Here is a 25536-nt window from a genome sequence, read left to right on the forward strand (position 1 = left end):
TAGATTAACACGCTACGCCATCAATGTGACGGTTGTGCGACAAACGGCACCGGATCGCAACGCAATCGTGACGAGACCTTCACTCCGCTTTTCCCCAGCATTCACTCGCCGGGGAGCGCCTCACTGACATCGAGGATACGGCCCCGCCACGCGCCGCCGGCGCTGGACAGCAGGGCTACGGCCGCAGCGGCGGCCGCCTCCGGCCCTTGCGCGGCCGGGTCCTGGTCAACTGAATAGGCCCGCGCGCGGAGTGCCGTGCGCAGGGGGCCGGGGTACAGGCCACTGACCCGCACCGGGCTGCGGCCGAGTTCGTCATGCAGACTACTGATCAGGCCTCGCAGGCCATGCTGGGCCGCACCATAACCGCCCCAGTAGGCCTGCCCGACCCGCTCGGGGGCATCGACGGCAAACACCAGGGCGGCATCCTCGCGCTGCCGCAGCAGCGGCAGGCAGGCCTGGGCCAGCCATGCCGGGGCGGTGAGGGTGACATGCACGGCACGGGCGAAACTGGCCGGGTCGGCCAGTTCGAACGGGGTCAGGCCAGGAAAATGCGCGGCACAGACCAGCAGGCCGTCCAGTCGCCCCAGCTCGCGCTGAAGGGCCTGGGCCAGCTCGGCATAGTCGTCAGGACTGGCCCCTTCCAGGTCCAGCGGGTACAGCAGCGGCTCCGGCCCCACCGCCTGGACCTGGGCATAGACGCGATCCAGGCGGCGCGGCTTGCGCCCCAGCAGGACCACCGTGGCGCCGGCCGCTGCTGCGGCAACGGCCGCCGCGCTGCCCAGCCCACCGCCGGCGCCGGCAACCAGCACCACGCGATCCTGCAACGGAAGGCCATCGAGCGCCCCGTCGGTCGGTGACGTCGATGGCCAGGCACTCATCCCTGGGTCGCCTCTTCGACGATGCGCTTGAGCTCGCCGGCCTCGAACAGTTCAAGCACGATGTCGCAGCCGCCGATCAACTCGCCGTTGATGAACAACTGCGGGAATGTCGGCAGATTGGAGAAGCGCGGCAGGTTGGCGCGGATCTCGGGTTCTTCCAGCACGTTGACGGTGCGCAGGGTGACAGCGCCGGCCGCCATCAACGCCTGTACGGCGCGGCTAGAAAAGCCGCACATCGGGTATTGCGGGGTGCCCTTCATGAACAGCACGAGCGGGTAACGATCGACCTCGGCCTGGATTTGCTGCATTACCGCCACAACCTCACTCCTTGCTTCGCCGGACAAACCGACCGCGGTGGTCGGCTAGACTGCCCACGGTAGCCGCCATTGTAAGCCGATGGAACCGGCTGCCGCCGCCCCTCTGGCCACGAACCTGTCCATGCCCGTCGAATTCCCTGCCCTGCCCTACCTTTCCGGCTCCCTGCAGCCACACCTGTCCGCACAGACCCTGGAACTGCACCACGGCCGACATCATCGTGCCTATGTGGATGCGGTCAATGCCGGCATCCTTGGCACCGAGTGGGAGGAAGCGTCGCTGGAGGAGATCGTCCGCCAGACCCAGGGAAAGCTGTTCGATGCGGCCGCCCAGGCGTGGAACCACGGCTTCTACTGGCAGTGCCTGCGCCCGCGTGGTGGCGGCGAACCGCAGGGCCGTCTGAGCGAGCTGGTGAAGCGCCAGTTCGGTGATGCGCAGCGCCTGCGCGAGGAATTCAACCGCACCGCGCTGGGCCTATTCGGCTCCGGCTGGGTGTGGCTGGTACAGCATCCGGGTGGGCAGCTGGGCATCCAGGCCACCCGCAATGCCGGCACGCCGCTGACCGGTGAAAGCACGCCATTGCTGTGCTGCGATGTCTGGGAGCATGCCTACTACACCGACTACCAGAATGACCGCGCGCGTTATCTGGATGCGTTCTGGCAGCTGGTCAACTGGGAATTTGCCGAAAGCCAGCTGCGCTGACCCCCTGTAGAGCCGAGCCCATGCTCGGCTGGCCGGACAGCAGCCGAGCATGGGCTCGGCTCTACAGATGAAGCTTCACGCGCTCTCGTGCGCAGCCACGGCATCCATCACCCGCGCCGAGTACACCAGCGCCGCACCGGCATTGAGCGACACCGCCACGCCCAGTGCTTCGGCGATTTCCTCGCGGCTGGCGCCATGCTTCAGCGCTGCGTCGACGTGCACGGTGATGCAGCCGTCGCAGCGGGTGGTCACCGCTACCGCCAGCGCGATCAGCTCGCGCGTCTTCGCATCGAGGTGGTTGGTCTGGGCACCGGCATTGGACAGGGTGGCATAACCCTTGACCGTGTCCGGCGAGAGCTTGCCGATCTCGCCGATGCGGCCCTTCAGTTCCTTGCGGTAGGCATTCCAGTCGAGCATGGTCGTGACTCCTGTGAAAGGAGCTCCACGCTACCATCGGGAATGTCGCGCCGATGCCTGCACCCACGCGCCACACCGTTGCAGCCACACAGGGTCGTGCCGGCCGCTGGCCGGCACCCCTTGTTCAGCGGTTGCGCAGCGCGTGCACCGCCGGCGCCACCTGGGCCTGACGGTCCAGCTCCAGCCCGACCTGGTCCAGCGCATCGGCCAGCGCTGCAGCATCATCGTCGCGCAACGTGGCGTGGCCGACCTTGCGGCCTTCGCGCGGCTCCTTGCCGTAGTCGTGCCAATGGCCGCTGGCCTGGGCCAGCACCGGCGACGGGTCCGGCATTGCACCCAGCCAGTTCAGCATGCAGGCATGGCCGAGCATGCGGGTGCTGCCCAGCGGCAGGCCCAGCACGGCACGCAGGTGGTTCTCGAACTGCGAGGTCTCGCTGCCTTCGATGGTCCAGTGGCCGGAGTTGTGCACGCGCGGCGCCATCTCGTTGGCCAGCAGTTCGCCGTCACGGCAGAACAGCTCCAGCGCGAATACGCCCACATACTCCAGGTGCTCGGCAACGCGGCGGGCATAGCCGATCGCGGCCTGCTGCTCGGCATCGGACAGCACGGCCGGGGCCACGCTGGCCGACAGCACGCCGTCGACATGCCAATTGCCGGTGACCGGCCAGGCCTGGAAGCTGCCATCGCGGCCACGCACGGCGACGACGCTGACCTCGCGCTGGAAGGCGACAAAACCTTCCAGGATCAGGCCGGTACGTTCGACCTGCGCACCCAGCGCATCCCACGCGGCATCGATGTCGGCCTCGCTGCGCAACCGGAACTGGCCCTTGCCGTCATAACCGAGGCGGCGGGTCTTGAGGATGCACGGCAGGCCGAACTCGGCCGCCTTCGCAGCCAGCTCATCGCGGCTGCGGATGTCGGCGAACGCCGGCAGCGGGATACCCAACTGCTGGAACAGGGTTTTTTCGCTCAACCGGTCCTGAGCCACCGCCAGCGCCGCTGGCGGCGGGTAGACCGGCACGCGATCGGCCAGGAACTGCGCGCTGTCGGCCGGCACGTTCTCGAAATCGAAGGTGACCACATCGACCTTGGCAGCGAAGTCCGCCAGCGCCTGGCGATCATCGAAGGCGCCGACGGTGAGCGGCGCCAGCGGGCCGCTGCAGGCGTCGGTCGCCGGGTCATACAAGGCGAAGCGCAGCCCCAGCGGCGCACCGGCCAGGACCATCATGCGGGCGAGCTGGCCGCCGCCCAGGATGCCGACGGTCATGCTCATTGGCGCGGATCGTCGTGGGCCATCACGTCTTCGGTCTGGCGTGCACGGAAGGCGTCGAGCGCCTGCCCGATCGCCGGCTGGTCGCTGGCCAGCATCGCGGCGGCGAACAGCGCCGCGTTGGATGCGCCGGCATTGCCGATGGCGAAAGTAGCGACCGGGATGCCGGCCGGCATCTGCACGATCGACAGCAGCGAGTCCATGCCGTTGAGGGCCTTGGACTGCACTGGCACGCCCAGCACCGGAACCGCGGTCTTGGCGGCGATCATGCCCGGCAGGTGGGCGGCACCGCCGGCACCGGCGATGATCGCGCGCAGGCCACGCGGGCCCGCCTGCTCGGCGTAACTGAACAACACATCCGGCGTCCGATGCGCGGACACCACCTTCACTTCGAACGGAACACCCAGGGCTTCAAGCTTCTGGGCGGCGTGCTGCATGGTTTCCCAGTCGGAACGGGAACCCATGACGATGCCGACAAGCGGCGCGATCGGGTTGGGGGTCATTGGCCGTCACCTGCCTTAAAGACGTATTCTAGCCGTCTTCCACGCAAGACGAAGAACCATGGATCGCAAGCTGCTCGACCTGCTGGTGTCGCCGGACACCCGCCAGCCCCTGTCCCTGCTGGATGGCAAGGGCCTGGAAGCCCTCAACAAGGCCATTTCCGCCGGCGCGGTGAACAAGGCCGATGGCAACCCGCTGGCGCAGCCGCTGCGCGAAGCGCTGGTCACCCGCGACCGCAAACAGGTGTTCCGCGTTGACGACGGCATCCCGGTGCTGCTGGCCGAGGAAGCCATCCCGACCGCCCAGATCGCCGACTTCCCGGCCGCATGAGCGCGCTGCCGACGCCGGATGCGGCCGTTGTCGCCGCCGATGTCGCGCGTGCGCTGGCCGAGGACCTGGGCAGCGGCGACGTCACCGCCGCCCTGCTGCCCGACCAGGCCGACAGCGCTTACCTGCTGTGCAAGCAGGACGGAGTGATCGCCGGTCGCCCCTGGTTCGACGCCACCCACCGCGCGCTCGACCCGGAGGTCCGCATCGAATGGCGTGTCTCCGAAGGTGACGCGGTCACTGCCGGCACCGTGCTGGCGCTGCTGCACGGGCGCAGCCGCAGCCTGGTCAGTGCCGAGCGCACCTCGCTGAACTTCCTGCAGACGCTGTCCGGCACCGCCACCACCACGGCCCGCTACGTGGCCGCCGTGGCCGGTACCGGCACGCGCATCCTCGACACCCGCAAGACCGTGCCCGGCCTGCGCCTGGCGCAGAAGTACGCGGTGCGATGCGGCGGCGGCGAGAACCACCGCTTCGGCCTGTACGACACGGTGATGCTGAAGGAAAACCACATCCGTGCCGCCGGTTCGCTGGCCGCGGCGGTGGCTGCGGCGCGCCGGCAATGGCCGGCATTGCCGCTGGTGGTCGAGGTCGAGGATCTGGCGCAACTGCGGCAGGCACTGGAAGCTGGCTGCGAACGCATCCTGCTGGATGACTTCAGCCCGGATCTGCGCCGCGAGGCGGTGCGCATCACGGCCGGCCGCATCCCGCTGGAAGTCTCCGGCAGCGTCGGACTGGGTGGCCTGCGTTCGATCGCCGAAGACGGCGTGGACTGCATTTCCATCGGCGGCCTGACCAAGCACGTGCAGGCCATCGACCTGTCGCTGAAGCTGGGCCCGCCGCCGGGTTGAGGCCTGCAGGACTTGTAGAGCCGAGCCTACGCTCGGCTGCTTGTCGATTTGCGGCGCGCCCTGCACGCGCTTCGCGCGATGAGCCGAGCATGGGCTCGGCTCTACACGACCCGGGACGCCTTCACGGCTCGGCGACGGCCGCCTCTGCGACGCTGCGGCCATCCCCCACAGGAGCCGCGCATGCGCCGGATGCTCTTGCCTGCCTGCCTGCTGCTGGCCGCGGCGCCGCTGTCCGCGGCGGCCGCCGAAGCCTGCGATGTGCCGCCGCGCTTCGGCCTCAGCCCCTTGGCCGTGGCCATCCGCAACACCGCCTGCAACGAGCACCGGCTGTGGTTCCGGCCCTTCATCGATCGTGATGGCCGCGCCGCCAGCCTCAGCGTCACCGAGGCCGAAAGCGATCACCTGGCCGACAACGGCCTGATCGCCTGGCGGCGCGTGGCCGGCTACTGGCGCGACAGCGGCACGCTCAATGCGATGGGCAGCATCGCCGGTGCCAGCAGCTGCCTGGCCCCGTTGGGCACGCGCTACACCGACAGCGACTGCCGGGCGTTCCTGATCGACAACCCGTGGTCGGCCGCCTTCATTTCCTGGGTGATGGTGCGCGCCGGTGTTCCGGGCTTCAACACCTCGCCCCGCCACATCGACTACATCCGCGCGGCGTACCAGGGCGGCCCATCGGGCGCACCCTATCGGCTGGTCGACCCGGCCACCGCCAAGCCCGCGCCGGGCGACCTGCTGTGCTTCCTGCGTGACCGCAGCACCACGCTCAGCTACAGCGGGCTGGTGCAGGCGCTGGGCAATGGCTCGGTGGGCCATTGGAAATCGCATTGCGAAGTGGTGGTGGCGGCCAACCTCGGCGGCGACCAGACCCTGTACCTGGTGGGCGGCAACGTAATGAACACGGTGGCGATGCGGTTGCTGCAGCTGGATCGTACCGGGCTGATCAAGCTGCCTCCGGCGCGCGAACGCAACAGCACCGGCATCGACCCCAGCTGCACCCCCGGGCGCGAGGAAGAATGCAGTTTCAACCGCCAGGACTGGGCTGCGCTGCTGCAGCTGACCGCCACGTCACCGCTGGTGATGCCCTCGCCCACTGCCGCGCCGATGCAGCCTACCTCGCCGACGCAACCGACCCAGGTCCCGGCACCGCAGGTGTCGGGCGAACCACAATCGACACGGTGATGCCGGCGCTTGATCCAGCGCGCGTTCGCCGCCATCTTTGCAGGATCGATCCCTGACGGCTGATGCCATGCCCACCCTGCTGCTGTTGCTGATTGCCGGCGGAATCATCTATTTCTTCTGGAACGCTGCGCGTTCGGCCGCCGAACGTGCGGTCGAGCTGGGCCGCAATGCCTGCCGCGCAGCCGATGTGCAATGGCTGGACCAGGCCGTTCACGCCACCGGCCTGCGCCTGTCGCGCGGCGAGGACGGACGGCTCGGCTTCGAACGCACCTTCAAGTTCGAGTATTCCTACGATGGCCTCGATCGCCACGTGGGCCGCATGGTGCTGCGCGGTGACCAGTTGATTTCGTTTACCGGCCCCGGCGCAGCGCGGATCAGCCAGATCCGGCCGGATGTGGACGATGCCGAGGATGTGTAAGGACTGAAGGTGTGCCGACCAACGTCGGCACCCACACAATCCCTGCCCCACCGGTGAATCCTGAAAAGAAAAACGCCGCCCATCGGGGCGGCGTTGGAAACATTACTTGACCACGCGCAGATTCGGGCGGCCCTTCGGTGGCGGACTGGCCGGCGGCGTATCGTCCGGCGGCGTACCGTCCTCGTGCAGCAGCTCGTCACTGGTCGGCGCGGTCTCGCTGCCCGGAATGTCATCCGGCAGCGCCATGCCCTGCCCGGTCTCGCGGGCGTAGACGGCCAGCACGGCGCTGATCGGTACCTGCACCGGGTAGCTGGTGCCGGAGAAGCGCGCCGAGAAGCTCACCATCTCGTTGTCGATCATCAGCCGCACGACGGCACGTTCGGCGATGTTGAGCACGACCCGGCCATCCTTGACCGCCGAAGGCGGGACCTGCACGCCGGGAACGCCGGCGTCGACCAGGATATGCGGGGTCAGCTGGTTGTCGTTGATCCATTCCACCAGCGCCCGCAGCAGGTACGGGCGGTGGCTGGTCATGTGGAAGAAGTCTTCGGTCATGCGTGAAGTGTACGCGCCCGGCGCCCTGCCGGGGCGGATCGCCTGCACGCCGGTCGGCGTACAGACGGGTAACGCATGGCCGGATCAGACCGGCAGATCGCGCAGCTTCTTTTCCTGGTCGGTCAGGCTGCGGACGAAACCGGGGTGGCGGAAAATACGGTTGCCGTAGTCTTCGATCGCCTTGCCATCCTTCGGCAGCGGCACATCCAGCGACTGCAGGCGCCAGATGATCGGCGCCATCGCGCAGTCGGCCAGGCTCATTTCCGGGTTGAGGAAGAACTTGCTGGCCTTGAACAGCGGCAGCGAGGCGGTCAGCAGCTCCTTCAGGCGCTTGCGCCCGGCCTCGGCCTGGGTCTTGTTGCCCAGCTGGATGGCCTGCACCTGCGGCACCCAGTCGTGCTCGATGCGCAGCATCGCCAAGCGGATGCGTGCGCGGGAGAGCGGATCAACCGGCATCAGTGGCGGATGCGGATAACGCTCATCCAGGTACTCGCTGACCACCGAGGCGGCGTACAGCACCAGCTCGCGCTCGACCAGGGTCGGCACCGAATGGTATGGATTGAGGTCGATCAGGTCTTCAGGCGGGTTCTGCGGATCGACCGGAACGAAGTCGAACGTGACCCCCTTGGCCGCCAGCACCAGGCGTACACGGTGGCACAGCACATCGTCGTTCGAAGAAAACAGCGTCAGTGTATTGCGCATGCGTACGCTCGCCGCCATCAAAGGCTCTCCCACGACAGGAGACCGCCTGCCGCATCGGCGCCGCCGGCACCGTGCCAGCGATCGACTCCTCCCCGAGTGTGCAACCGACCATCACAAAAGCCAATAGGCCCGTGCGATGGCCGGCGGCAGAATCAGTGAACGTCCTTCCAGTATTCCTTCTTCAGCAGGTACAGCAGGAACGTCAGCAGGGCCAGGAACAGGATCACCCACACGCCCAGCTGCTGGCGCTTGAGCGCGGCCGGTTCACCGGCGTATTCGAGGAAGTTGGTGATGTCCCGCACGGCCTGATCGTACTGGCCGGCATCGACCGACCCGGGCGTTTCGATTTTCAGGCCGGTCACCGGCGGGTCCATGCCGGGCGCCTCCGCCTTGCCGTGCACCGCATGCTGCAGGCCCTGCATCTCCCACAGCGGGTTGGGCATGGACGCGTTGGCGAACAGCGCGTTGTTCCAGCCCAGCGGGCGGCTGCTGTCAAGATAGAACGACTTGAGATAAGTGTAGACCCAGTCACTGCCCCGCACACGCGAGATCAGGCTGAGATCGGGTGGCATCTTGCCGAACCACTTCTCCGCGTTCTCCTTCGGCATCGCCACCGGGATCGGGTCGCCGATCGCCGAGCCGGTGAAGTTGAGGTTGTTCATCACCTCTTCTTCGGTCAGGCCCAGGTCCTGCGCCATCCGCGAGTAGCGCAGGTACTTCAGCGCGTGGCAGCCGGAGCAGTAGTTCATGTACAGCTGCGCGCCGCGCTGCAGCGAGGCACGGTCACCCAGGTCGTTGCCGGCCTGCAGCAGCGTGGCGCCACCTTCGGCGGCGGAGGCCAGGAAACTGCCCAGCATCAGGGCGGCCGTCAGGGCCAGCCGGACCATCCAGCGATCAGTCATGGGTGGTCACCCTCTCCGGTACCGGCTTGGTCTTGTCCAACCGTGTCCATAGCGGCATGGTGATGAAGAACGCGAAGTACAGGAAGGTCAGCACCCGCCCGATGTAGGTCTCGTGCACGTCGGTGCCCGGACCGGAGCCGATTACGCCCAGCCACACGAAGCACACCGCCAGCACGCCCAGCATCACCTTCGAGATCCAGCCGCGGTAGCGCACCGACTTCACCTTCGCCTTGTCCAGCCATGGCACCAGGAACAGGATCGCGATGGCCGAGAACATCACCAGCACGCCACCCAGCTTGTTCGGCACCACCCGCAACATCGCGTAGTACGGCGTGTAGTACCAGACCGGCTTGATGTGTTCCGGGGTCACCAGGCGGTTGGCCTCGGTGAAGTTGTCGTGCTCCAGGAACAGGCCGCCGAAACCGGGGGCGAAGAAGATGATGAAGGCAGCGATGATCAGCAGGAAGCCGGCGCCGACGCCATCCTTGAGCGTGTAGTACGGGTGGAACGGAATGCCGTCGGCCGGTGCGTTCGGCGACCAGCGGTTGCCCTTCGGCCCCTTCTTGATCTCCACGCCATCGGGGTTGTTCGAACCCACTTCGTGCAGCGCGCCCAGGTGCAGTACCACCAGCAGCAACAGCACCAGCGGCAATGCGATGACATGCAGTGCGAAGAAGCGGTTGAGCGTGGCATCACTGGGCAGGTAGTCGCCCATGATCCATTCGGTCAGGCCATTGCCGATCACCGGTATCGCGCCGAACAGCGAGATGATCACCTTGGCGCCCCAGAACGACATCTGGCCCCACGGCAGCACGTAACCCATGAAGGCTTCGGCCATCAGCACCAGGTAGATCAGCATGCCCAGGATCCACACCAGCTCGCGCGGCTTCTGGTAACTGCCGTACAGCAGGCCGCGGAACATGTGCAGGTAGACCACGATGAAGAACAGCGAGGCCCCGGTGGAGTGCATGTAGCGGATCAGCCAGCCCCACTCCACGTCCCGCATGATGTATTCGATGGAACCGAACGCCTCGGCGGCGTTGGTCTTGTAGTGCATCGTCAGGAAGATGCCGGTGACGATCTGGTTGACCAGCACCAGCAGCGCCAGCGAACCGAAGTAGTACCAGATGTTGAAGTTCTTCGGCGCGTAGTACTCGCTGACGTGCTTGCGGTAGACCGGCATCAGGCCGGGCGCGCGGGCGTTGACCCAGTCGGCCACGCCGCTGGCGGTACGGCTGAGGATATTGGCCATCAGGCAGCCCCCTGCGGATCGACACCGATGATGATGGTGTTGTCGTCCTGGTAATGGTGCGCGGGCACCTTCAGGTTGATCGGCGCCGGCACGTCCTTGAAGACGCGGCCGGACATGTCGAAGCGCGACTTGTGGCAGGGGCAGAAGTAGCCGCCCTTCCACTGCGGGTCGTAGGGTTCAGGCCGGATCTCGGCGACCATTTCCGGCGAGCAGCCCAGGTGCGTGCACAGGCCGACCAGCACGGAGATGTCCGGCTTGATCGAGCGCAGTTCGGGGTTCTGCTTGAGCACGTAGTCCGGCTGCTGGTCCTTCTCGCCGGACTCGGGGTCCTTGAGACGGCCATCCAGCCCGTGCAACGCGTCGAGGATCGCCTTGGACCGTTTGACGATCCAGATCGGCTGGCCACGCCATTCCACGATCAGGCGTTGGCCTTCCTGCAGGGCGCTGATGTCGGCCACCACCGGTGCGCCGGCAAGCTTGGCGCGGGCACTGGGGTTCCAGGATTTGATGAAAGGAACTGCGGTGAATCCGACGCCGACGGCGCCCACCACGGCTGTGGTGGCAGAAAGAAAACGCCGACGTCCGGTGTTGACTGGATCGTGTACCCCATCGTTGGCCATCCGGCACTCCGATATTGATTAGGTAGCTTTAAGGCTGCCAGCGGATCCGGTGGGGGCCAGAGCCGCATTGAATCATGGGCGAGTGTAGCGGAACCGTCGCGCGCCACACAACGCATTGCAACAACATTGAATTACGGGGTTGCCGGCCAGCGGCCGGCACTACCAAATGCGTGCCGGCCAACGGTCGGCACCTACTGCTTGGTCAAAGCGGTGCGGTAACGCTCGGCCAGCTGGCCGACCCGGCGCACGTAGTACTGCGTCTCGCTGTAGGGCGGCACACCGCCGTGGCGGTCAACCGCGCCCTCGCCGGCGTTGTAGCCCGCCGCGGCCAGGGTCAGGTCGCCATTGAAGCGCTTCAGCAACCACGCAAGATACTGCACGCCACCGCGGATGTTCTGCCCGGCGTCATAGGAATCGCTTACCCCGAACCGCGCGGCGGTCGGCGGCATCAGCTGCATCAGGCCCTGTGCGCCGGCGCGGCTGAGCGCGGTCGGGTTGTAGGCCGACTCGGCATGGATGATGGCGCGCACCACCGCCTCTTCCACGCCGAACTCGCGCGCAGCCGAAGTGATCTCGGCCTGGAAGGCCGAGGTGTTCAGGCGCACCGTGCCGAAGTCCACGCGCGGATTCACGCCGCACGCATAGCAGCGCTCCATGAAGCTGTAGCGGATGGTCCGCACCGGGCCGAGGTTGGCCACCTGGGTCGGGCGCGCGCTGGTGTAATGCCGCACGCCATCCTTCATGAAGGAATAGACCTGGCCATTGACCATGCGCCCGGCACGCGAGGGCGTCGGTGCCGCGGCGGGTGCTGACCCCGCCGGCGCCGGTGCCACCTGGGGAGGCGCAGCGGTACTGGCCGCCACGGCGACCGGATTGCGTTCGATGCTGGCCACAGTGGTCGGCGCGGGCTTCGGTGCGGACACCACCGGACGCGGCGCCGGACGGGTATCACGGGCATAGCTGATGGTGCTGCAGCGCGCGCCGGCCACCCGCTTGCTCACATAACTGGTGACGCCGTCGGCGCCCTGGCACTTGTACAGGGTTCCAGCGCTGGCCGGCGCAGCGGTCAGCGCAGCGATGATGATCGCCGTTGTCCCCAGTATCCCCTTCATGGCGGCGAGTGTCCCAGCTTCGCCGGGGCTTGCCAAGCGATGAGGCTCAGCCTGTGACCGGCGGCACAGCCAGCAGCTGGCCGAGGCCGGCCAGGCGCTGTGCCAGTTCGTCGCGCAGGCCCGGCGGGGTGGTCCAAAGCGCCACCGGTATGCGGTCCAGGCTGAGGATCTGCGCCAGCATCATGCCGCGGCTCTCGGCCCCCATGCGCAGCAGGCAGTGGTCGGGGCCATCCGCTTCCAGTACCCCACACCACGGCGGGATGCGGCCTTCCAGCTCGGAATGGCTGCCGGCCAGGCGGAGGATGGCCTGCAGCGCGAACGGCGCCTGGCTGACCGCCTGCCGCACCATCACGTCCGGGGGCGCCGGCGTACGCCGATGCAGGCCCGGTCCGGTGCATTCGCGCACAGCGCCCATGCGGTCCACGCGCAGGGTGCGCCAGTCCTGGCGTCCCAGGTCCCAGGCCAGCAGGTACCAGCGCCGGCCATAGTTGACCAGGTGCTGGGCCTCGACCTCGCGCTGGGTGACCGCATCCTGCGCGCTGCGGTACTCGAAGGCCAGCCGCGACGCCTGCCGGCAGTACTGCGCCAGCCGCCCCAGCAGGCGCGCGTCGGTAGCGGGCAGATCCGACAGGGTGGCGGTGGCGGCATGCACTTCGCCGGCCTGTTGGCGACGGCGGGTCGGCACCAGCGGGTCCAGCTTGGACAGCAGGCCACGTGCGGTGTCATCGATACCGGCGACGGTGGCCGAGGCCGCGCGCAGGGCGATGGCCAGAGTGGTCGCTTCTTCTTCGTCCAGCAGCATCGGCAGGACCGGCGCCCCAGCCCCAAGCTGGTAGCCGCCCCCTACCCCGGCCGAGGCCTGGATGGGGTAACCCAGCTCGCGCAGGCGCTCGATGTCGCGGCGGATGCTGCGCCTGTCCACGCTCATCCGCTCGGCCAGCTCAGCGCCGGACCACTGGCGGCGGGCCTGCAGCAGGGCGATCAGGCGCAGCAGTCGATGGGCGGTGTGGCGCATGAAGGATCGAGGACAGAAGTCGTCCGCAATAGTGCCCCAGGATGACCTCCAGTTCACCACCCACCGCAAGGAGCAATGCCATGACCTCACGCCAGATCATCCTGTACCACGCCGCCCGTTCCCGCTCGAGCGGCGCAGTGGCGCTGCTGGAAGCGCTGGGTGCCGACTACCACATGCAGGTGCTGGACCTGAAGGGCGGCGCCAACCTGGCCCCGGCCTACCTGGCCATCAACCCCATGGGCAAGGTGCCGGCCATCGTCCACAACGGCGCACTGGTGACCGAACAGGTGGCGATCTACCTGTACCTTGCCGACCTTTACCCGGAAGCCGGGCTGGCCCCGCCGATCGGCGACACCCTGCGCGGCCCCTACCTGCGCTGGATGGCCTTCTACGGCGCGTGTTTCGAGCCGGCGATGATCGACAAGGCGATGCACCGCGAGCCGCCGCCGCGCCTGATGTCGCCCTACAACGACGCCGAGACCGTGCTGCAGGTGATCGAGGCCCAGCTGGCGCAGGGCCCCTACCTGCTCGGCGAGACCATGAGCGCCGCCGACGTTCTATGGGGCAATGCGCTGGCCTGGACCACCGCCTTTGGCCTCGTGCAGCCGGCGCCGGCAACGGCCGACTACATCGCCCGGATGAGCGCGATGACCGCCTTCGACCGGTCGCGGCAGATCGATGCGGAGCTGGCGGCAGCGTAAGGGCGCCGGCCGGGCTTCCTTTGTAGCGCCGAGCCTAGGCTCGGCTGGTTTCAGCAGAGCCAGGCCATGTCTGGCTGTCCCATGGGAAGCGGGAAGAGCAGCCGAGCGTGGGCTCGGCTCTACAGGAGCGCGCGGCGGCCGCGCCGGGATGCGGGTAGAATTGCCCGCTTTCCCGCCACCCGAATGGATTAAGCGCCATGACCGGGACGCCAGACGTCTTTCCGCCCGCACCAGGCGGTACCCCGCTCGTTGCCCTGCCCGCTGGTCCGCGCAAGCCCGACCAGGTCAAGGGCAAGCTGTACATCAAGACCCACGGTTGCCAGATGAACGAGTACGACTCGGCCAAGATGGCCGACGTGCTCGCCGCCAGCGATGGCCTGGAACTGACCGACAGCCCGGACGACGCTGACGTCATCCTGGTCAACACCTGCTCCATCCGCGAGAAGGCGCAGGAGAAGGTGTTCAGCCAGCTGGGCGTGTGGAAGGGCCTGAAGAACAAGGGCCGCGAGGTCATCATCGGCGTCGGCGGCTGCGTCGCCTCGCAGGAAGGCGAAGCGATCATCAAGCGCGCGCCGTTCGTCGACCTGGTGTTCGGACCGCAGACCCTGCACCGCCTGCCGGAACTGATCCGCGCGCGGCGCGAACAGAAGCGCCCGCAGGTGGACATCAGCTTCCCCGAAATCGAGAAGTTCGACCGCCTGCCGGAGCCACGTGCCGATGGCGCCTCGGCGTTCGTGTCGATCATGGAAGGCTGCTCCAAGTACTGCTCGTTCTGCGTGGTGCCTTATACCCGCGGCACCGAAGTCAGCCGCCCGTTCGAGGACGTGGTGGTGGAAGTGGCGCAGCTGGCCGCGCAGGGCGTGCGCGAGATCAACCTGCTGGGCCAGAACGTCAACGCCTATCGCGGCCCGTATGGCGACGGTGAATTCGCCGACCTCGGCCTGCTGATCCGCACCATCGCCGAGATCGACGGCGTGGGCCGCATCCGCTTTACCACCTCGCACCCGCTGGAGTTCAGCGATTCGCTGATCGACGCGTTCCGCGACGTGCCAAAGCTGGCCAACTTCCTGCACCTGCCGGTACAGGCGGGCAGTGATCGCGTGCTGTCGGCGATGAAGCGCGGCTACACCGCGCTGGAGTTCAAGTCGAAGATCCGCAAGCTGCGCGCGGTGCGCCCGGACATCTCGATCAGCTCGGACTTCATCGTCGGCTTCCCCGGCGAGACCGATGCCGATTTCGAGAAGACCATGAAGCTGATCGAGGACATCGGCTTCGACCACAGCTTCTCCTTCATCTACTCGCGCCGCCCGGGCACGCCGGCGGCCGACCTGGAAGACACGATCAGCGATGCGGAAAAGCACGCGCGGCTGTCGCGCCTGCAGGAACGCATCAATGCGCACGCGGCCAGCATCTCCGAAAAGATGGTTGGCACGGTGCAGACCGTGCTGGTGGAAGGTCCGTCGCGCAAGAACCCGAACGAGTTGACCGGCAAGACCGAGAACATGCGCTCGGTGAACTTCCCGGCGCCGGCGCGGCTGATCGGCCAGTTCGTGGATGTGGTGATCACCGAAGCGCTGACCAATTCGCTGCGCGCGCGGGTGGTGGCGGAGTAAATCTCCGGGTCGGATCCCCGCAGGGGCTCCGACCCGCCGGCCCGATCAATGGGATCAGAACCCCTCTGCGGGGACCCGACCCCTGCCTTCAATCCAATCGCTTGCGGAAACGCAGGATCGCCAGCGTCATCATCACCACGATGAAGGCCAGCAGTGCCAGCGCATCCGGCCACAGCTCCCACAGCGAGGCGCCGCGCAGCATGATGCCGCGCACCAGGCGCAGGAAGTGGGTCAGCGGCAGCACTTCGGCCAGCCACTGCACCGGCCGCGGCATGCCGGCGAACGGGAACATGAAGCCCGACAGCAGGATCGACGGCAGGAACAGGAACAGGGTCATCTGCATCGCCTGGAACTGCGAACGCGCGCGCGTGGAGATCAGCAGGCCCAGCGCCAGGTTGGCCAGCACCAGCAGCACCGCGGCCAGGTAGATGTCGAGCAGGCTGCCGCGAATCGGCACCTGGAACAGCCAGGTGCCCAGCACCAGCACCAGCGTGGTCTGCAGCATACCGATCGCTGCATAGGGCAGCACCTTGCCGACCATCAGTTCGCTGCGCGATACCGGCGTGGCGATCAGCAGTTCCATGTTGCCGCGCTCGCGTTCGCGCACCACCGCCACCGCCGTGAACATCACCAGGGTCATGGTCAGGATCACCCCGATCAGGCCGGGCACGATGTTCACCGCCGAGCGCCGCTGCGGGTTGTAGAAACTGGTCACGCTTACCTGGCCACTGGCAATGCTCCCTTCGCGCAACGGCCGCGTATTGCTGGCCGGGCGCGTATCCAGTGGCACCTGCGCCAACTGGATCGCCGCGCTCTGCACCACGGTATCGCTGCCATCGACCAGCACCTGTACCGCTTCACGTCCATCGAAGCGGCGACGCTCGAAATCGGCCGGCACCACGATACCGACGCTGATCTCGCCGCGGCGCAGCGCCTGCATCAGCTGGTCCGGCGTGTAGACCTCGCTGCGTGGCGTGATCACGCCGGTGGCGACCATGTCCTGCACCAGCGCGCGCGAGGCCGCGCTGTTGGCCTGGTCGGCGACACCGGCATTGAGGTGGCGCAGGTTGAGGTTGATCGCATACCCGAACAGCAGCAGCTGCATCACCGGAATGCCAACGATCATCGCCAGCGTGATGCGGTCGCGGCGCAGCTGCCGCAGTTCCTTGAGCATGATCGCCCACAGCCGGCGCAGGTTCATGCCGCCGGCTCCCGGCCACGGCCGCGGGTAGCGGCAACAAACACGTCTTCCAGGTTCGGCGCCACCGCCTCGATATGCGCCTGCGGATCAGCATCGGCCAATGCGCGCTGCAACGTCGCGGTATCGGCCGCGCCTTCATTGCACAGCACGCGCAGCTGCGTGCCGATCTGCGCCACGCTCAGCACGCCGGGCAGTTCGGCCAGCGCGCGGCTGGCCTGGCGCGGCTGCGAGGAGGTGACCTGCAGCGTGCGCCCTTGCAGCCGTGCACACAGTTCGGCCGGCGTGCCATCGGCCACCAGCGCGCCGCGATCAAGGATGGCAAGGCGGTGGCAGCGCTCGGCCTCGTCCATGTAGTGGGTCGAGACCAGCACGGTGGTGCCCGCATCGGCCAGTTCGAACAGGGCCTCCCAGAAATCGCGGCGCGATTCCGGATCGACTGCGCTGGTCGGTTCGTCCAGGAACAGCAGCTCCGGGGCGTGCACGACGGCACCGGCCAACGCCAGGCGTTGCTTCTGCCCACCGCTGAGCGTGCCCGCCAGCTGCGGCTGCCGATCCTGCAGCCGGTACTGCTGCAGCAGTGCATCGACGCGCTGCCGCGCCTGTGAGCGCGGCAGGTCCTGGATGGCGGCGAGGAATTCGAGGTTCTCGCGTACCGACAGGTCTTCGTACAACGAGAAGCGCTGGGTCATGTAGCCGATGCGCCGGCGCAGCGCTTCGGCCTGTTCGGGCACGGCCAGGCCGAGCACCTCGATCTGCCCCGCGCTCGGCTCCAGCAGGCCGCACAGCATGCGGATGGTGGTCGACTTGCCCGAGCCGTTCGGCCCCAGGAACCCGTAAACCTGTCCACGTGGCACGGTCAGGTCGACATTGTCGACGGCCAGCAGATCGCCGAAGCGGCGGGTCAGGCCCTGCGCATGCACCGCAATGTCGTTGCCGATGTTCAGAAGCTCACCTGCACCGGCATCCCCGCCGGGAGTTTCTGCATGTCGGCGGTCGTATCCACTTCGATCTCGGCGAGGTAGCTCAGCCGCGCAACGTCGTCACCGGTCAATGCGTAGTAAGGGGTGAACGACGGCTCGCTGCGGATCGAGCGCACATGGCCCTTCAACGCGGCCCCGCCGTCCTCCAGCTGCACCTGCGCGGCCTGGCCAACCTTCACCTTCAAGCGCAGGGGTTGGGGCAGGTAGACGCGCGCATAGGGACGCTCGCCGACCAGCATCACCGCCAGCGGCGCCCCGATCGGCGCCTGGTCACCCTGCCGGTAGGGCAAGGCATCAACCACGCCATCGCGGGGCGCGCGCAGCTGCAGCTTCTGCAGGTTGACGCCCTGCACCACCTGCTGCGCCTGCGCAGCGTCCGCTGCGGCCTGCCCCTGCGCGATGTCCTGCGCTCGGCTGCCGTTCACCAGCTCCAGCCAGGCCTGCTCAGCGGCACGCACGCTGGCTTCGGCATTGCCTGCGGCCGCGCGTGCGCGGTCCAGCTCGGCGGCGGCGATCAGGCGCTGGCGTGCCAGCGGTTGAACCCGGCGGTAGTACGCGCTGGCTTCGGCGGCCTGCGCACGCAAGGCGGCCAGCTGCGCCTGGGCCTGCGCGATCTGCTCCTGCCTCGGGCCGATCTTCAGTTCTTCCAGCTGTGCCTGCGCGCGCACCGTGTCGGCCTGCGCTGCGGCAAACTGCGCGTCGCCACGGGCCGGGTCGAGCTGCATCAGCACGGTACCGGCCTTGACCTGTTGGCCCTCTCGCACATCCACCGTAGCGATCACCTCGGCCGCCGGTGCTGGCACCGTAATGCGGTCCCACTCCAGCGTCCCCAAGGCGGTTGGCGTTGCCTGGCCACATCCCGCCAGCAGGCCGATGCCCGCCAGTCCAATTCCACGCACCCCGTTGCCGATGCCCATGCCATCCCCTCCTGCGACGGCGCGACGGTGCCATGCGCCCCGTGCACCCACAATGATTGCAATCCGCCATGGCGTTTTTTTCACCGCCTGCCGCGGAGCCTTTTGCTGCAAGGCTCCGCGCCACCTATCCACAGCTTGATTGAGCATCATTCCACAGCCGGTGTGGAGAACCGACAGGACATGGCCGTGTTGGGTGCCCGGCAGCGGAAGATGCGCTGCCGCCACGCGGGCCGACCGGCCGTGACGGTTTTTTCACCACCACCTCATGGGCCTTGTGGCACAAGCACTGCGAAGGCCTATCCACAGGTTTTCGCGCACCCCGTCCACACCGGGTGTGGAAAACCGCGTATCGGCCCGCTGCTGGCCGCGCGCCCCGTGCGCGCGCTACCCTTGTCTTCCCTGAATACACTGCGGTGGAAGGCGTCCGCCCCACCCGAAGCAATGAAAAGCATCGAGCATCGAGACTTCACCCTGTCGCCGGAAGACAACGAACGGCTGGCCAACCTGTGTGGCCCGTTCGATGGCCACCTGCGCCAGATCGAACTGAAACTCGGCGTGGAAATCGCCAACCGTGGTTTCGTGTTCCGCATCAGCGGGCCGAACGAAGCCATCATCGAGGCGCAGAAACTGGTCGAGGCACTGTACGCCGAGACCACCGAGACCACCTTCGACAGCCACGCCATCCACCTGCGCCTGGCGCAGGCCAATGTCGAGCAGATCGCCGAGCGCTCCTACGAAGCACAGGAAGTGGCGATCAAGGTCAAGCGCGGCACGGTGCGTGGGCGTGGTGCCAACCAGGCCCGCTACCTGCACCAGATCGCCACCCACGACATCAACTTCGGCATCGGTCCGGCCGGCACCGGCAAGACCTTCCTGGCCGTGGCCAGCGCGGTCGAAGCACTGAACGAATCGCGGGTGCAGCGCCTGATCCTGGTTCGCCCGGCGGTGGAAGCCGGCGAGAAGCTGGGCTTCCTGCCCGGCGACCTGAGCCAGAAGGTCGACCCCTACCTGCGGCCGCTGTACGACGCCCTGTACGAGATGATGGGCGTGGAGAAAGTGGTCAAGCTGCTGGAAAAGAACGTCATCGAGATCGCGCCGCTGGCGTACATGCGCGGGCGCACCCTCAACGATGCATTCGTGATCCTGGACGAAGCGCAGAACACCACCATCGAACAGATGAAGATGTTCCTGACCCGCCTGGGCTACGGCTCCACCGCGGTGGTCACCGGCGACCTGACCCAGACCGACCTGCCCAAGCACGTGAAGTCGGGCCTGCGCGATGCCATCGACGTGCTGCGCGAGGTCGAGGGCGTCAGCTTCACCTTCTTTGAATCCCGTGACGTGGTCCGCCACCCGCTGGTGGCGCGCATCGTCAGCGCCTACGACCGCCGCGACCTGCATCAGATCCAACCTGGAGCGACTCCATGACCCGTGGTCCCGTGCGACTGGACGTCGCCGTCAGCTATGCCCTGCCCCGTACCGGGCTGCCGGCGGCAGTGAGTTTCCGCAAGTGGGTGGCTGCCGCGCTGAAGGGCCGCATCCGCGAGGCCGACCTCGCCATCCGCGTGGTCGATGCCAAGGAAGGGCAGTCACTGAACCGGCATTACCGCGGCAAGGACTACGCGACCAACGTGCTCAGCTTCCCGGCCGATGTGCCAGAAGGCCTGCCCAAGGGCGTCAAGTTCCCGCTGCTGGGTGACCTGGTGATCTGTGCACCGGTGGTGGCACGGGAGGCCGACGAGCAGGGCAAGGCGCTCAACGCCCACTACGCGCACCTGACCGTGCACGGCGTGCTGCACCTGCTCGGCTGGGACCATGAAGATGACAAGGAAGCCGAGGCGATGGAGCAGCTGGAACGTGAGATCCTGGCCGAGCTCGGCATCGGCGACCCCTACGCCGGCGAGCGCTGACACCGGGCTCTGTTCCGAGCCCACGCACTCACGGAAGAGGAGCGCGGCATGTCCCTGCCCACACTTGTGCTTGCCGCGCTACTGCAGTCCGGGGCTGGCCTGATGCCCGATCCTGGCCGTCCCTCACCGTTCCCCACCAGTGACAGCGAGGCCGACATCGCCGCAAAGATCGCCGAACTACGGGCGTTCTTTGGCAGCAACGAGCGCGACACCCGCAATATCGTCGCCACCGCCCAGCAACGGGCGCTGATCGACCGCCTGGAAGCCCGGCACGCGGCCCGCTTGGCCGGCCTCTGGGTGGACAATGCGACGGGCTGGAACGTCGTCGTGCGATTGACAGGTGCCGCACCCGAGGCCGATGAGACACATCCAGGGGCAGATGGCCCGCAACACGTGCACTACATCACCGGTGCCACGATGACGGAAGCGGAGATGAAGCGCCGCCTGCACGCACAGCGGGACTGGCTCCTCGCCCAGTTGCCCGACCTGTTCGGCTATAGCCTGGACGTCAAGGCCGGAGAGCTGGAGGTTGAACTGCGGGATACCCCAACAAACCGCGGGACGGCGGCGACCGTGCGCGACCACCTGCAGGCACTGCTGGGCTACCCGGTGAGGCTGCGCTGGCATCCGGCGACATCGCAACGGCGATCCCCCTGACCAACGTGGAGTGCGGGCGCCGGTCCGCGCGCTGCGCTATTGTTCAACACCGGCCAGGACTCGGAAGGAAAAAGGATGAACCCAGGGTACGGCTTCATGACGACCATGATAGCTGCCGGCCTTTTCGCCATTCTGCTGGTGCTGGGCGGCCATGCCGTGCGCCGTGTCAGTGCACGCGACCCCAGCGGGCAGCACTGGCTGCTGCGCACGCTGGCACTGCTGTCACCGGCGTGCGTCATTGCCAGCCTGGCGGTCGGCGTGATCGGGCCTCAGCTGCTGCCACAGCGGCACGGAATAAGCACCACGATGGGCCTGGTGACGAGCGCGCTGCTGCTGATGCTGATTGGCGCGCTCACCGCGCCGGTGGCCTGGCGCGTGGCGGTCCAGCAGCGCCTGCGGCGCTCGGCGGCGACCTTGCCGTTCTTCCATGCGTCAACCGCCTCACTCTGGCTGTTGTACGCGCTCTGCGCGATGTACATGCCACTGGCAAAGGCCGCCGAACCGGCACTGATGCCCTGGTTCGAACAATCGGGCGTGCTGCAGTTGGCGGCTCGCGGATTGGTCACGGTTCTCCACGCCTCGATGCAGGCGGTGCTGCTCACCCTGCCGGTGATGGGGCTACGCGCCCTGCTGACCCGCGGCCGCCGCCGCAGCAGCAAGGCTGAGAACCCGCCCCCGTCACCGTTATGATGTCCGGCCCGCCTGCGGAACCTGCCCGTGTCCCTGCGTTGCTGCCTGTCCCTGCTGTGTGCCCTTGCAGTTCCATCCGCCTTCGCGTCCCGCCTGGACCTGCCGGCGCTGATCGAATGCCGCCAGGGCGTGGCCGACCAGGCCGCGCTGGCGCCGCTGCTGGCCGACCCGCTGAAGGCCGTGGCGCAGGGCCTGCAGCCGCTGCCGCAGGGCAACCAGTTCATGAGCGAGTACCGCCTGGCACAGCCGATCAGCGTGTTTGGCGCGACCACCGAGCGGGTGGCAGTGGCCGGCGCCAGCATCATGGCGGTACTTGACCAGGCCGATCCACGGCCACTGGCCAAGCGGCTGGCGCTGGAGACCGGCTACGACCAGGACGGCAAGTTCATGGCCGGCCGCGAGGTGGTCAGCCGCGACGTGACCGACGCGAAGACCGGCGAGGCCCAGATCGAGTCGATCATCCTCAGCGTCTCCACCGTGGCTTCCCATCCCGGCAAGACCCTGGCCGGCTGTACCTACAGCCTGGACCTGCCCGAGGAGCAGGCAACCCCGGTTGCCCCGGCCCCGCCCACCGGCAGTCACTGACAGGCCGCCACATCCTGCTAGACTTGGGCCAACGCCCGGCCTGCCGGGTGCCTTTTTTCCAGAGATGTCAGAAGACGACAGTAGTAGCTCCCCTGCGGAGCACAGCGAAAAGAAGCGCGGCTGGCTTGAACGCCTGACCTCCGCCTTCTCCGGCGAACCCCATACCCGCGACGAGCTGGTCGCTGTCCTGCACACCGCGCAGGAAGAGGGTCTGATCGCCGCCGATACCCTGAAGATGATGGAAGGCGCCATTTCGGTGGCCGAGCTGACCGTGGGCGACGTGATGATCTCGCGCTCGCAGATGGTCTCGCTGCCGGTCGAAGCGCCCTTCCTCGAACTGATGAAGCAGGTGGTCGAATCCGGCCATTCGCGCTTCCCCGTGCACGGCGAGAACAAGGACGACATCCTTGGCATCCTGCTGGCCAAGGACCTGCTGCGCGGCGTGGTGGCCGACAACGGCCCGGCCAACGTGCGCGAGTTGCTGCGCCCGGCGGTGCTGATCCCGGAGGCGAAGAAGCTCAACGTGCTGCTGAAGGAATTCCGCCTGTCGCGCAACCACATGGCCATCGTGGTGGACGAGTACGGCGGTGTCGCCGGCCTGGTTACCATCGAGGACGTGCTGGAACAGATCGTCGGCGAGATCGATGACGAGCATGACGAGGCCGAGGATCCGTCGGCGCAGATCGCGATCCAGTCCGACGGCCAGTACGTGGTCGACGCGCTGACGCCGATCGGCGACTTCAACGAACGCTTTGGTGCCACCTTCTCCGACGAGGACTACGACACCATCGGTGGCCTGGTCACCGAGGCTGTGGGCCACCTGCCGGAAGTCGGTGACGAACTGGCGCTGGACCGCTTCATGTTCCGCGTGGCCCGCGCCGATGCGCGCCGGGTGCAGGCCTTCCACGTGACCGTGCTGCCGCCGGACGCGCAGGACGACGCTTGAAGCGCGGTGGCCTGATCCTGACGCTGTGGCTGGCACTGTGCGTGCTGGCCATGCCCCTCCCGCTGGCCGCGTTCGCGCAGCCCGTGGCGGCCACACCTGCTGCCCCCGGCACCAGCGCCGAGGCCCCTGCCCCGCGCATCGGCGTGGTGACCATGCAGCCGGGCACGGTGTTCTTCGAACGCTTCGGCCATGACGCCATCGTCGTGGTCGATCCGCTCAGCGGCGAAGCGACCTCGTACAACTTCGGCTACTTCGATCCGTCCGAAGACGATTTCATCAGCCGCTTCGCACGCGGCGACATGATGTACTACCTGGTGGCGCTGCCGCTGCAGCAGGACCTGTCGTACTACGACGAGACCGGCCGCGGTGCCAGCGTGCAGTGGCTGGACCTGCGTCCGGACCAGGCCCGCGCACTGGCCGCCGACCTGGCCGAACGGGCCAAGCCGGAAAACGCGCGCTACCACTACGACTACTACACCGCCAATTGCGCCACGATGGTGCGCGACACCGTGGACAAGGCACTGGGTGGCGGCCTGCAGTCACAGCTGGCCGGCCGTTCGCGCGGCAACACCTACCGCAGCGAATCGGTGCGACTGGCCTCGCCGGCGCCGTGGATGTGGCTGGGCTTCGACGTCGGCCTGGGGCCATTCGCCGACCAGCCGCTGTCACGCTGGCAGGAAGCGTTCGTGCCGATGCGCCTGGCCGACGCGCTGCGCCAGGCACGCAACAGCGACGGTCGGCCCCTGGTGCAGTCCGAACAGGAACTGCTGCCGCACCGCATCGCCCCGGAGCCGAAGGAGTTCGCGCGTCGCTGGTGGCCGTGGCTGCTGTGCGGCCTGGTGGTCGCCGCCGGCGTGCTGGCGCTGCGCCACCGTCCGCGCCTGCTGGCCGGGCTGGCGCTGCCGTTCTGGTTGCTGTGTGCCCTGTTCGGCGGCGTGCTGGTGTTCCTGTGGGGCTTCAGCATCCACTACGCAGCGTGGGCCAACCGTAACCTGCTGCTGCTTTCGCCGCTGGCCGTGCTGCTGCTGCCGGGTGCGATCGCCCTGCTGCGCCGGCGCGTGCCGGGGCGCATGTTCAGGGTGGTGCTGTGGCTGCTGGCGGTGCAGGCCGTGGCCGCGCTCGTACTGCACTGGCTGAGCCTGCAGGCGCAGTACAACGCGCAGTGGATCGTGCTGCTGCTGCCGGTACACGTCGCCCTGGCGTGGGTGCTGGGGCGTCGTCCTCACTTGTCCGAAACACGGCCCTGACGCACGATGGCGGGCATGTCATTGCCCGCCTCCGCTTCCGCCCCGGCTTCGGCCAACCCTACCTGCGTCATCAACTGCGTCCACTACGATGACAAGGGCAAACGCCACGACATCAGCCTGGACGCCATCAGCGATGTCATTGCCAGCGGCAACGGCTTCGTGTGGGTCGGCCTGTACGACCCCAACGAAGACGTGCTGCTGAAACTGCAGGAAGAATTCTGCCTGCACGACCTGGCCATCGAGGATGCGCGCAATGCGCACCAGCGGCCCAAGGTCGAGACCTACGGCAATTCGCTGTTCGTGGTGGTGACCACCGCGCAGATGGTCGACGAGCGCATCCAGTACGGCGAAACCCACGCCTTCCTCGGCCCGCGCTTCCTGGTGACGGTGCGCCACGGCGCCTCGCTGTCCTACGCCCCGGTACGCGCGCGGGTCGAGCGCGAGCCCCAGCTGCTGAAGATGGGCCCGTCGTACTGCCTGTATGCGGTGACCGACTTCGTGGTCGACAACTACCTGCCCATCGTGCACCGCTTCCGCGACACCCTGGACCTGCTGGAAAAGGACATCTTCGCCGACACCTACAAGCGCAGCACCGTGGTGCGGCTGTACGAGCTCAAGCGCGAACTGAACAAGATGCGCATGGCAGTCGCGCCGCTGCAGGATGTGCTGGCCCAGATCCGGCGCTATCAGGGCGAGCTGATTCCCGACGAAGTGAAGCTGTACGTGCGCGACGTGCATGACCATGCGGTGCGCATCAGCGACGTGATCGACACCCTGCGCGAGATGCTGGGCACTGCGCTGAGCGTAAACCTGTCGCTGGTGACACTGGCACAGGGCGAGACGGTAAAGCGGCTGGGTGCCTGGGCCGCGCTGCTGGCCGCGCCGACGCTGATCACCAGCTGGTATGGCATGAACTTCAGCCACATGCCGGAGCTGAGCCAACCGTGGTCGTACCCGCTGATGATCGTTGGCGTGGGCGGCGTGTGCGTGGGCCTGTACCGGTTGTTCAAGCGTTCGGGCTGGCTGTAGCGCGTACGCAACCCTCTTCTTGTAGAGCCGAGCCCATGCTC

General features: G+C 67.4%; 30 protein-coding genes. 15 read left to right on the top strand and 15 right to left on the bottom strand.

What is annotated here, in order from left to right:
* Window positions 1-101 precede the first annotated feature (101 nt).
* Window positions 102-878 (bottom strand): SDR family NAD(P)-dependent oxidoreductase, encoded by a 777-nt coding sequence (locus tag AC5P8Z_RS02185; protein WP_286071522.1) that lies wholly within the window; start codon window positions 876-878, stop codon window positions 102-104.
* Window positions 875-1195 (bottom strand): Grx4 family monothiol glutaredoxin, encoded by a 321-nt coding sequence (gene grxD / locus AC5P8Z_RS02190; RefSeq protein ID WP_005408852.1) that lies wholly within the window; start codon window positions 1193-1195, stop codon window positions 875-877. The genes AC5P8Z_RS02185 and grxD overlap by 4 nt, the downstream gene beginning before the upstream one ends.
* Window positions 1196-1316: 121 nt before the next feature.
* On the opposite strand from grxD, the gene AC5P8Z_RS02195 reads away from it, so the two are divergent.
* Window positions 1317-1895, top strand: coding sequence for a superoxide dismutase (locus AC5P8Z_RS02195; protein WP_495227957.1), 579 nt, complete (start codon window positions 1317-1319; stop codon window positions 1893-1895).
* A 75-nt stretch (window positions 1896-1970) separates the two neighbouring features.
* Here the strand turns inward: AC5P8Z_RS02195 and AC5P8Z_RS02200 are convergent, their stop codons facing one another.
* The 3 genes from AC5P8Z_RS02200 to purE form a co-directional block, all read right to left on the bottom strand.
* On the bottom strand, window positions 1971-2312 hold the full coding sequence (locus AC5P8Z_RS02200) for a carboxymuconolactone decarboxylase family protein (protein WP_008268125.1): 342 nt from the start codon (window positions 2310-2312) through the stop codon (window positions 1971-1973).
* A 124-nt stretch (window positions 2313-2436) separates the two neighbouring features.
* The gene (locus AC5P8Z_RS02205; RefSeq protein ID WP_286071520.1) at window positions 2437-3585 is read right to left on the bottom strand and encodes a 5-(carboxyamino)imidazole ribonucleotide synthase; all 1149 of its coding nucleotides are present in this window, start codon (window positions 3583-3585) and stop codon (window positions 2437-2439) included.
* On the bottom strand, window positions 3582-4085 hold the full coding sequence (purE, locus tag AC5P8Z_RS02210; RefSeq protein ID WP_005412808.1) for a 5-(carboxyamino)imidazole ribonucleotide mutase: 504 nt from the start codon (window positions 4083-4085) through the stop codon (window positions 3582-3584). Before purE ends, AC5P8Z_RS02205 begins: the two co-directional genes overlap by 4 nt.
* A gap of 58 nt (window positions 4086-4143) precedes the next feature.
* On the opposite strand from purE, the gene AC5P8Z_RS02215 reads away from it, so the two are divergent.
* From AC5P8Z_RS02215 to AC5P8Z_RS02230, 4 genes are all read left to right on the top strand, one after another.
* On the top strand, window positions 4144-4413 hold the full coding sequence (locus AC5P8Z_RS02215; protein ID WP_005408847.1) for a Trm112 family protein: 270 nt from the start codon (window positions 4144-4146) through the stop codon (window positions 4411-4413).
* Complete coding sequence (gene nadC, locus AC5P8Z_RS02220; protein ID WP_286071519.1) at window positions 4410-5261, top strand: carboxylating nicotinate-nucleotide diphosphorylase; 852 nt, start codon at window positions 4410-4412, stop codon at window positions 5259-5261. Before AC5P8Z_RS02215 ends, nadC begins: the two co-directional genes overlap by 4 nt.
* Window positions 5262-5441: 180 nt before the next feature.
* Window positions 5442-6443: a DUF2272 domain-containing protein gene (locus AC5P8Z_RS02225; RefSeq protein ID WP_495227958.1), complete on the top strand. Its 1002-nt coding sequence runs from the start codon at window positions 5442-5444 to the stop codon at window positions 6441-6443.
* Between the two features lie 67 nt (window positions 6444-6510).
* Window positions 6511-6861: a DUF3301 domain-containing protein gene (locus AC5P8Z_RS02230; RefSeq protein ID WP_295565704.1), complete on the top strand. Its 351-nt coding sequence runs from the start codon at window positions 6511-6513 to the stop codon at window positions 6859-6861.
* Between the two features lie 102 nt (window positions 6862-6963).
* Here the strand turns inward: AC5P8Z_RS02230 and AC5P8Z_RS02235 are convergent, their stop codons facing one another.
* The 7 genes from AC5P8Z_RS02235 to AC5P8Z_RS02265 form a co-directional block, all read right to left on the bottom strand.
* On the bottom strand, window positions 6964-7416 hold the full coding sequence (locus tag AC5P8Z_RS02235) for a ClpXP protease specificity-enhancing factor (RefSeq protein ID WP_014646584.1): 453 nt from the start codon (window positions 7414-7416) through the stop codon (window positions 6964-6966).
* A gap of 84 nt (window positions 7417-7500) precedes the next feature.
* On the bottom strand, window positions 7501-8136 hold the full coding sequence (locus tag AC5P8Z_RS02240; RefSeq protein WP_005408842.1) for a glutathione S-transferase N-terminal domain-containing protein: 636 nt from the start codon (window positions 8134-8136) through the stop codon (window positions 7501-7503).
* A 134-nt stretch (window positions 8137-8270) separates the two neighbouring features.
* Window positions 8271-9020 carry a cytochrome c1 gene (locus AC5P8Z_RS02245; protein WP_495227959.1) on the bottom strand — a complete coding sequence of 250 codons (750 nt, stop codon included), beginning with the start codon at window positions 9018-9020 and terminating at the stop codon, window positions 8271-8273.
* Complete coding sequence (locus AC5P8Z_RS02250; RefSeq protein WP_180865500.1) at window positions 9013-10272, bottom strand: cytochrome b; 1260 nt, start codon at window positions 10270-10272, stop codon at window positions 9013-9015. The genes AC5P8Z_RS02245 and AC5P8Z_RS02250 overlap by 8 nt, the downstream gene beginning before the upstream one ends.
* A complete protein-coding gene (gene petA / locus AC5P8Z_RS02255; protein WP_004151998.1) occupies window positions 10272-10892 on the bottom strand; it encodes a ubiquinol-cytochrome c reductase iron-sulfur subunit in 621 nt (206 codons plus the stop codon). The genes AC5P8Z_RS02250 and petA overlap by 1 nt, the downstream gene beginning before the upstream one ends.
* Before the next feature lie 191 nt (window positions 10893-11083).
* On the bottom strand, window positions 11084-12004 hold the full coding sequence (locus tag AC5P8Z_RS02260) for a lytic transglycosylase domain-containing protein (RefSeq protein ID WP_295565702.1): 921 nt from the start codon (window positions 12002-12004) through the stop codon (window positions 11084-11086).
* Window positions 12005-12050: 46 nt separating this feature from the next.
* Window positions 12051-13019 (bottom strand): helix-turn-helix transcriptional regulator, encoded by a 969-nt coding sequence (locus tag AC5P8Z_RS02265; RefSeq protein WP_495227961.1) that lies wholly within the window; start codon window positions 13017-13019, stop codon window positions 12051-12053.
* A gap of 80 nt (window positions 13020-13099) precedes the next feature.
* Between AC5P8Z_RS02265 and AC5P8Z_RS02270 the strand changes: the two genes are divergently transcribed.
* Together AC5P8Z_RS02270 and miaB are read left to right on the top strand one after the other, a co-directional pair.
* Complete coding sequence (locus AC5P8Z_RS02270; RefSeq protein ID WP_495227963.1) at window positions 13100-13720, top strand: glutathione S-transferase family protein; 621 nt, start codon at window positions 13100-13102, stop codon at window positions 13718-13720.
* Window positions 13721-13917: 197 nt separating this feature from the next.
* Window positions 13918-15333: a tRNA (N6-isopentenyl adenosine(37)-C2)-methylthiotransferase MiaB gene (gene miaB, locus AC5P8Z_RS02275; RefSeq protein ID WP_286071511.1), complete on the top strand. Its 1416-nt coding sequence runs from the start codon at window positions 13918-13920 to the stop codon at window positions 15331-15333.
* 88 nt (window positions 15334-15421) lie between these two features.
* Here miaB and AC5P8Z_RS02280 read toward each other — a convergent pair whose 3' ends face one another.
* From AC5P8Z_RS02280 to AC5P8Z_RS02290, 3 genes are read right to left on the bottom strand one after another with little or no spacing between them, the layout of a single operon-like run.
* Window positions 15422-16534 carry an ABC transporter permease gene (locus AC5P8Z_RS02280; RefSeq protein ID WP_295565699.1) on the bottom strand — a complete coding sequence of 371 codons (1113 nt, stop codon included), beginning with the start codon at window positions 16532-16534 and terminating at the stop codon, window positions 15422-15424.
* Complete coding sequence (locus AC5P8Z_RS02285; protein ID WP_495227965.1) at window positions 16531-17454, bottom strand: ABC transporter ATP-binding protein; 924 nt, start codon at window positions 17452-17454, stop codon at window positions 16531-16533. The genes AC5P8Z_RS02280 and AC5P8Z_RS02285 overlap by 4 nt, the downstream gene beginning before the upstream one ends.
* 20 nt (window positions 17455-17474) lie before the next feature.
* Window positions 17475-18431, bottom strand: coding sequence for an HlyD family secretion protein (locus AC5P8Z_RS02290; protein ID WP_495227966.1), 957 nt, complete (start codon window positions 18429-18431; stop codon window positions 17475-17477).
* Window positions 18432-18872: 441 nt separating this feature from the next.
* Here AC5P8Z_RS02290 and AC5P8Z_RS02295 point away from each other — a divergent pair, with 441 nt between their 5' ends.
* The 8 genes from AC5P8Z_RS02295 to AC5P8Z_RS02330 all read left to right on the top strand — a co-directional run bounded on the left by AC5P8Z_RS02295 (window position 18873) and on the right by AC5P8Z_RS02330 (window position 25495).
* Window positions 18873-19859: a PhoH family protein gene (locus AC5P8Z_RS02295; RefSeq protein ID WP_295565697.1), complete on the top strand. Its 987-nt coding sequence runs from the start codon at window positions 18873-18875 to the stop codon at window positions 19857-19859.
* On the top strand, window positions 19856-20341 hold the full coding sequence (gene ybeY, locus AC5P8Z_RS02300) for an rRNA maturation RNase YbeY (RefSeq protein WP_295565696.1): 486 nt from the start codon (window positions 19856-19858) through the stop codon (window positions 20339-20341). The genes AC5P8Z_RS02295 and ybeY overlap by 4 nt, the downstream gene beginning before the upstream one ends.
* A 48-nt stretch (window positions 20342-20389) precedes the next feature.
* Window positions 20390-20998, top strand: a complete 609-nt coding sequence (locus tag AC5P8Z_RS02305) for a hypothetical protein (protein ID WP_495227968.1) — start codon at window positions 20390-20392, stop codon at window positions 20996-20998.
* A 39-nt stretch (window positions 20999-21037) separates the two neighbouring features.
* On the top strand, window positions 21038-21688 hold the full coding sequence (locus AC5P8Z_RS02310; RefSeq protein WP_286071504.1) for a hypothetical protein: 651 nt from the start codon (window positions 21038-21040) through the stop codon (window positions 21686-21688).
* Window positions 21689-21715: 27 nt separating this feature from the next.
* Window positions 21716-22273: a hypothetical protein gene (locus tag AC5P8Z_RS02315; RefSeq protein ID WP_286071503.1), complete on the top strand. Its 558-nt coding sequence runs from the start codon at window positions 21716-21718 to the stop codon at window positions 22271-22273.
* Window positions 22274-22337: 64 nt separating this feature from the next.
* The gene (locus tag AC5P8Z_RS02320) at window positions 22338-23219 is read left to right on the top strand and encodes a CorC family transporter (RefSeq protein ID WP_005408827.1); all 882 of its coding nucleotides are present in this window, start codon (window positions 22338-22340) and stop codon (window positions 23217-23219) included.
* Window positions 23216-24466 carry a lipoprotein N-acyltransferase Lnb domain-containing protein gene (locus AC5P8Z_RS02325; protein WP_495227970.1) on the top strand — a complete coding sequence of 417 codons (1251 nt, stop codon included), beginning with the start codon at window positions 23216-23218 and terminating at the stop codon, window positions 24464-24466. Before AC5P8Z_RS02320 ends, AC5P8Z_RS02325 begins: the two co-directional genes overlap by 4 nt.
* Window positions 24467-24472: 6 nt before the next feature.
* A complete protein-coding gene (locus AC5P8Z_RS02330; protein ID WP_286071501.1) occupies window positions 24473-25495 on the top strand; it encodes a magnesium and cobalt transport protein CorA in 1023 nt (340 codons plus the stop codon).
* Window positions 25496-25536: the final 41 nt, after the last annotated feature.

It is taken from the genome of Stenotrophomonas sp. YJH_SMC_17 (assembly GCF_059371655.1).

Bases quoted from the DNA above. Each gene is read 5' to 3' on its own strand.
- AC5P8Z_RS02230 (WP_295565704.1), top strand. From the start codon at position 6,511: ATGCCCACCCTGCTGCTGTTGCTGATTGCCGGCGGAATCATCTATTTC.
- AC5P8Z_RS02185 (WP_286071522.1), bottom strand. From the start codon at position 878: ATGAGTGCCTGGCCATCGACGTCACCGACCGACGGGGCGCTCGATGGC.
- AC5P8Z_RS02295 (WP_295565697.1), top strand. From the start codon at position 18,873: ATGAAAAGCATCGAGCATCGAGACTTCACCCTGTCGCCGGAAGACAAC.
- purE (WP_005412808.1), bottom strand. From the start codon at position 4,085: ATGACCCCCAACCCGATCGCGCCGCTTGTCGGCATCGTCATGGGTTCC.
- AC5P8Z_RS02280 (WP_295565699.1), bottom strand. From the start codon at position 16,534: ATGAACCTGCGCCGGCTGTGGGCGATCATGCTCAAGGAACTGCGGCAG.
- ybeY (WP_295565696.1), top strand. From the start codon at position 19,856: ATGACCCGTGGTCCCGTGCGACTGGACGTCGCCGTCAGCTATGCCCTG.
- AC5P8Z_RS02305 (WP_495227968.1), top strand. From the start codon at position 20,390: ATGTCCCTGCCCACACTTGTGCTTGCCGCGCTACTGCAGTCCGGGGCT.
- AC5P8Z_RS02225 (WP_495227958.1), top strand. From the start codon at position 5,442: ATGCGCCGGATGCTCTTGCCTGCCTGCCTGCTGCTGGCCGCGGCGCCG.
- AC5P8Z_RS02290 (WP_495227966.1), bottom strand. From the start codon at position 18,431: ATGGGCATCGGCAACGGGGTGCGTGGAATTGGACTGGCGGGCATCGGC.
- AC5P8Z_RS02260 (WP_295565702.1), bottom strand. From the start codon at position 12,004: ATGAAGGGGATACTGGGGACAACGGCGATCATCATCGCTGCGCTGACC.
- AC5P8Z_RS02245 (WP_495227959.1), bottom strand. From the start codon at position 9,020: ATGACTGATCGCTGGATGGTCCGGCTGGCCCTGACGGCCGCCCTGATG.
- AC5P8Z_RS02250 (WP_180865500.1), bottom strand. From the start codon at position 10,272: ATGGCCAATATCCTCAGCCGTACCGCCAGCGGCGTGGCCGACTGGGTC.
- AC5P8Z_RS02195 (WP_495227957.1), top strand. From the start codon at position 1,317: ATGCCCGTCGAATTCCCTGCCCTGCCCTACCTTTCCGGCTCCCTGCAG.
- AC5P8Z_RS02200 (WP_008268125.1), bottom strand. From the start codon at position 2,312: ATGCTCGACTGGAATGCCTACCGCAAGGAACTGAAGGGCCGCATCGGC.
- AC5P8Z_RS02270 (WP_495227963.1), top strand. From the start codon at position 13,100: ATGACCTCACGCCAGATCATCCTGTACCACGCCGCCCGTTCCCGCTCG.
- AC5P8Z_RS02235 (WP_014646584.1), bottom strand. From the start codon at position 7,416: ATGACCGAAGACTTCTTCCACATGACCAGCCACCGCCCGTACCTGCTG.
- AC5P8Z_RS02320 (WP_005408827.1), top strand. From the start codon at position 22,338: ATGTCAGAAGACGACAGTAGTAGCTCCCCTGCGGAGCACAGCGAAAAG.
- AC5P8Z_RS02265 (WP_495227961.1), bottom strand. From the start codon at position 13,019: ATGCGCCACACCGCCCATCGACTGCTGCGCCTGATCGCCCTGCTGCAG.
- AC5P8Z_RS02205 (WP_286071520.1), bottom strand. From the start codon at position 3,585: ATGAGCATGACCGTCGGCATCCTGGGCGGCGGCCAGCTCGCCCGCATG.
- AC5P8Z_RS02215 (WP_005408847.1), top strand. From the start codon at position 4,144: ATGGATCGCAAGCTGCTCGACCTGCTGGTGTCGCCGGACACCCGCCAG.
- petA (WP_004151998.1), bottom strand. From the start codon at position 10,892: ATGGCCAACGATGGGGTACACGATCCAGTCAACACCGGACGTCGGCGT.
- miaB (WP_286071511.1), top strand. From the start codon at position 13,918: ATGACCGGGACGCCAGACGTCTTTCCGCCCGCACCAGGCGGTACCCCG.
- AC5P8Z_RS02240 (WP_005408842.1), bottom strand. From the start codon at position 8,136: ATGGCGGCGAGCGTACGCATGCGCAATACACTGACGCTGTTTTCTTCG.
- nadC (WP_286071519.1), top strand. From the start codon at position 4,410: ATGAGCGCGCTGCCGACGCCGGATGCGGCCGTTGTCGCCGCCGATGTC.
- AC5P8Z_RS02330 (WP_286071501.1), top strand. From the start codon at position 24,473: ATGGCGGGCATGTCATTGCCCGCCTCCGCTTCCGCCCCGGCTTCGGCC.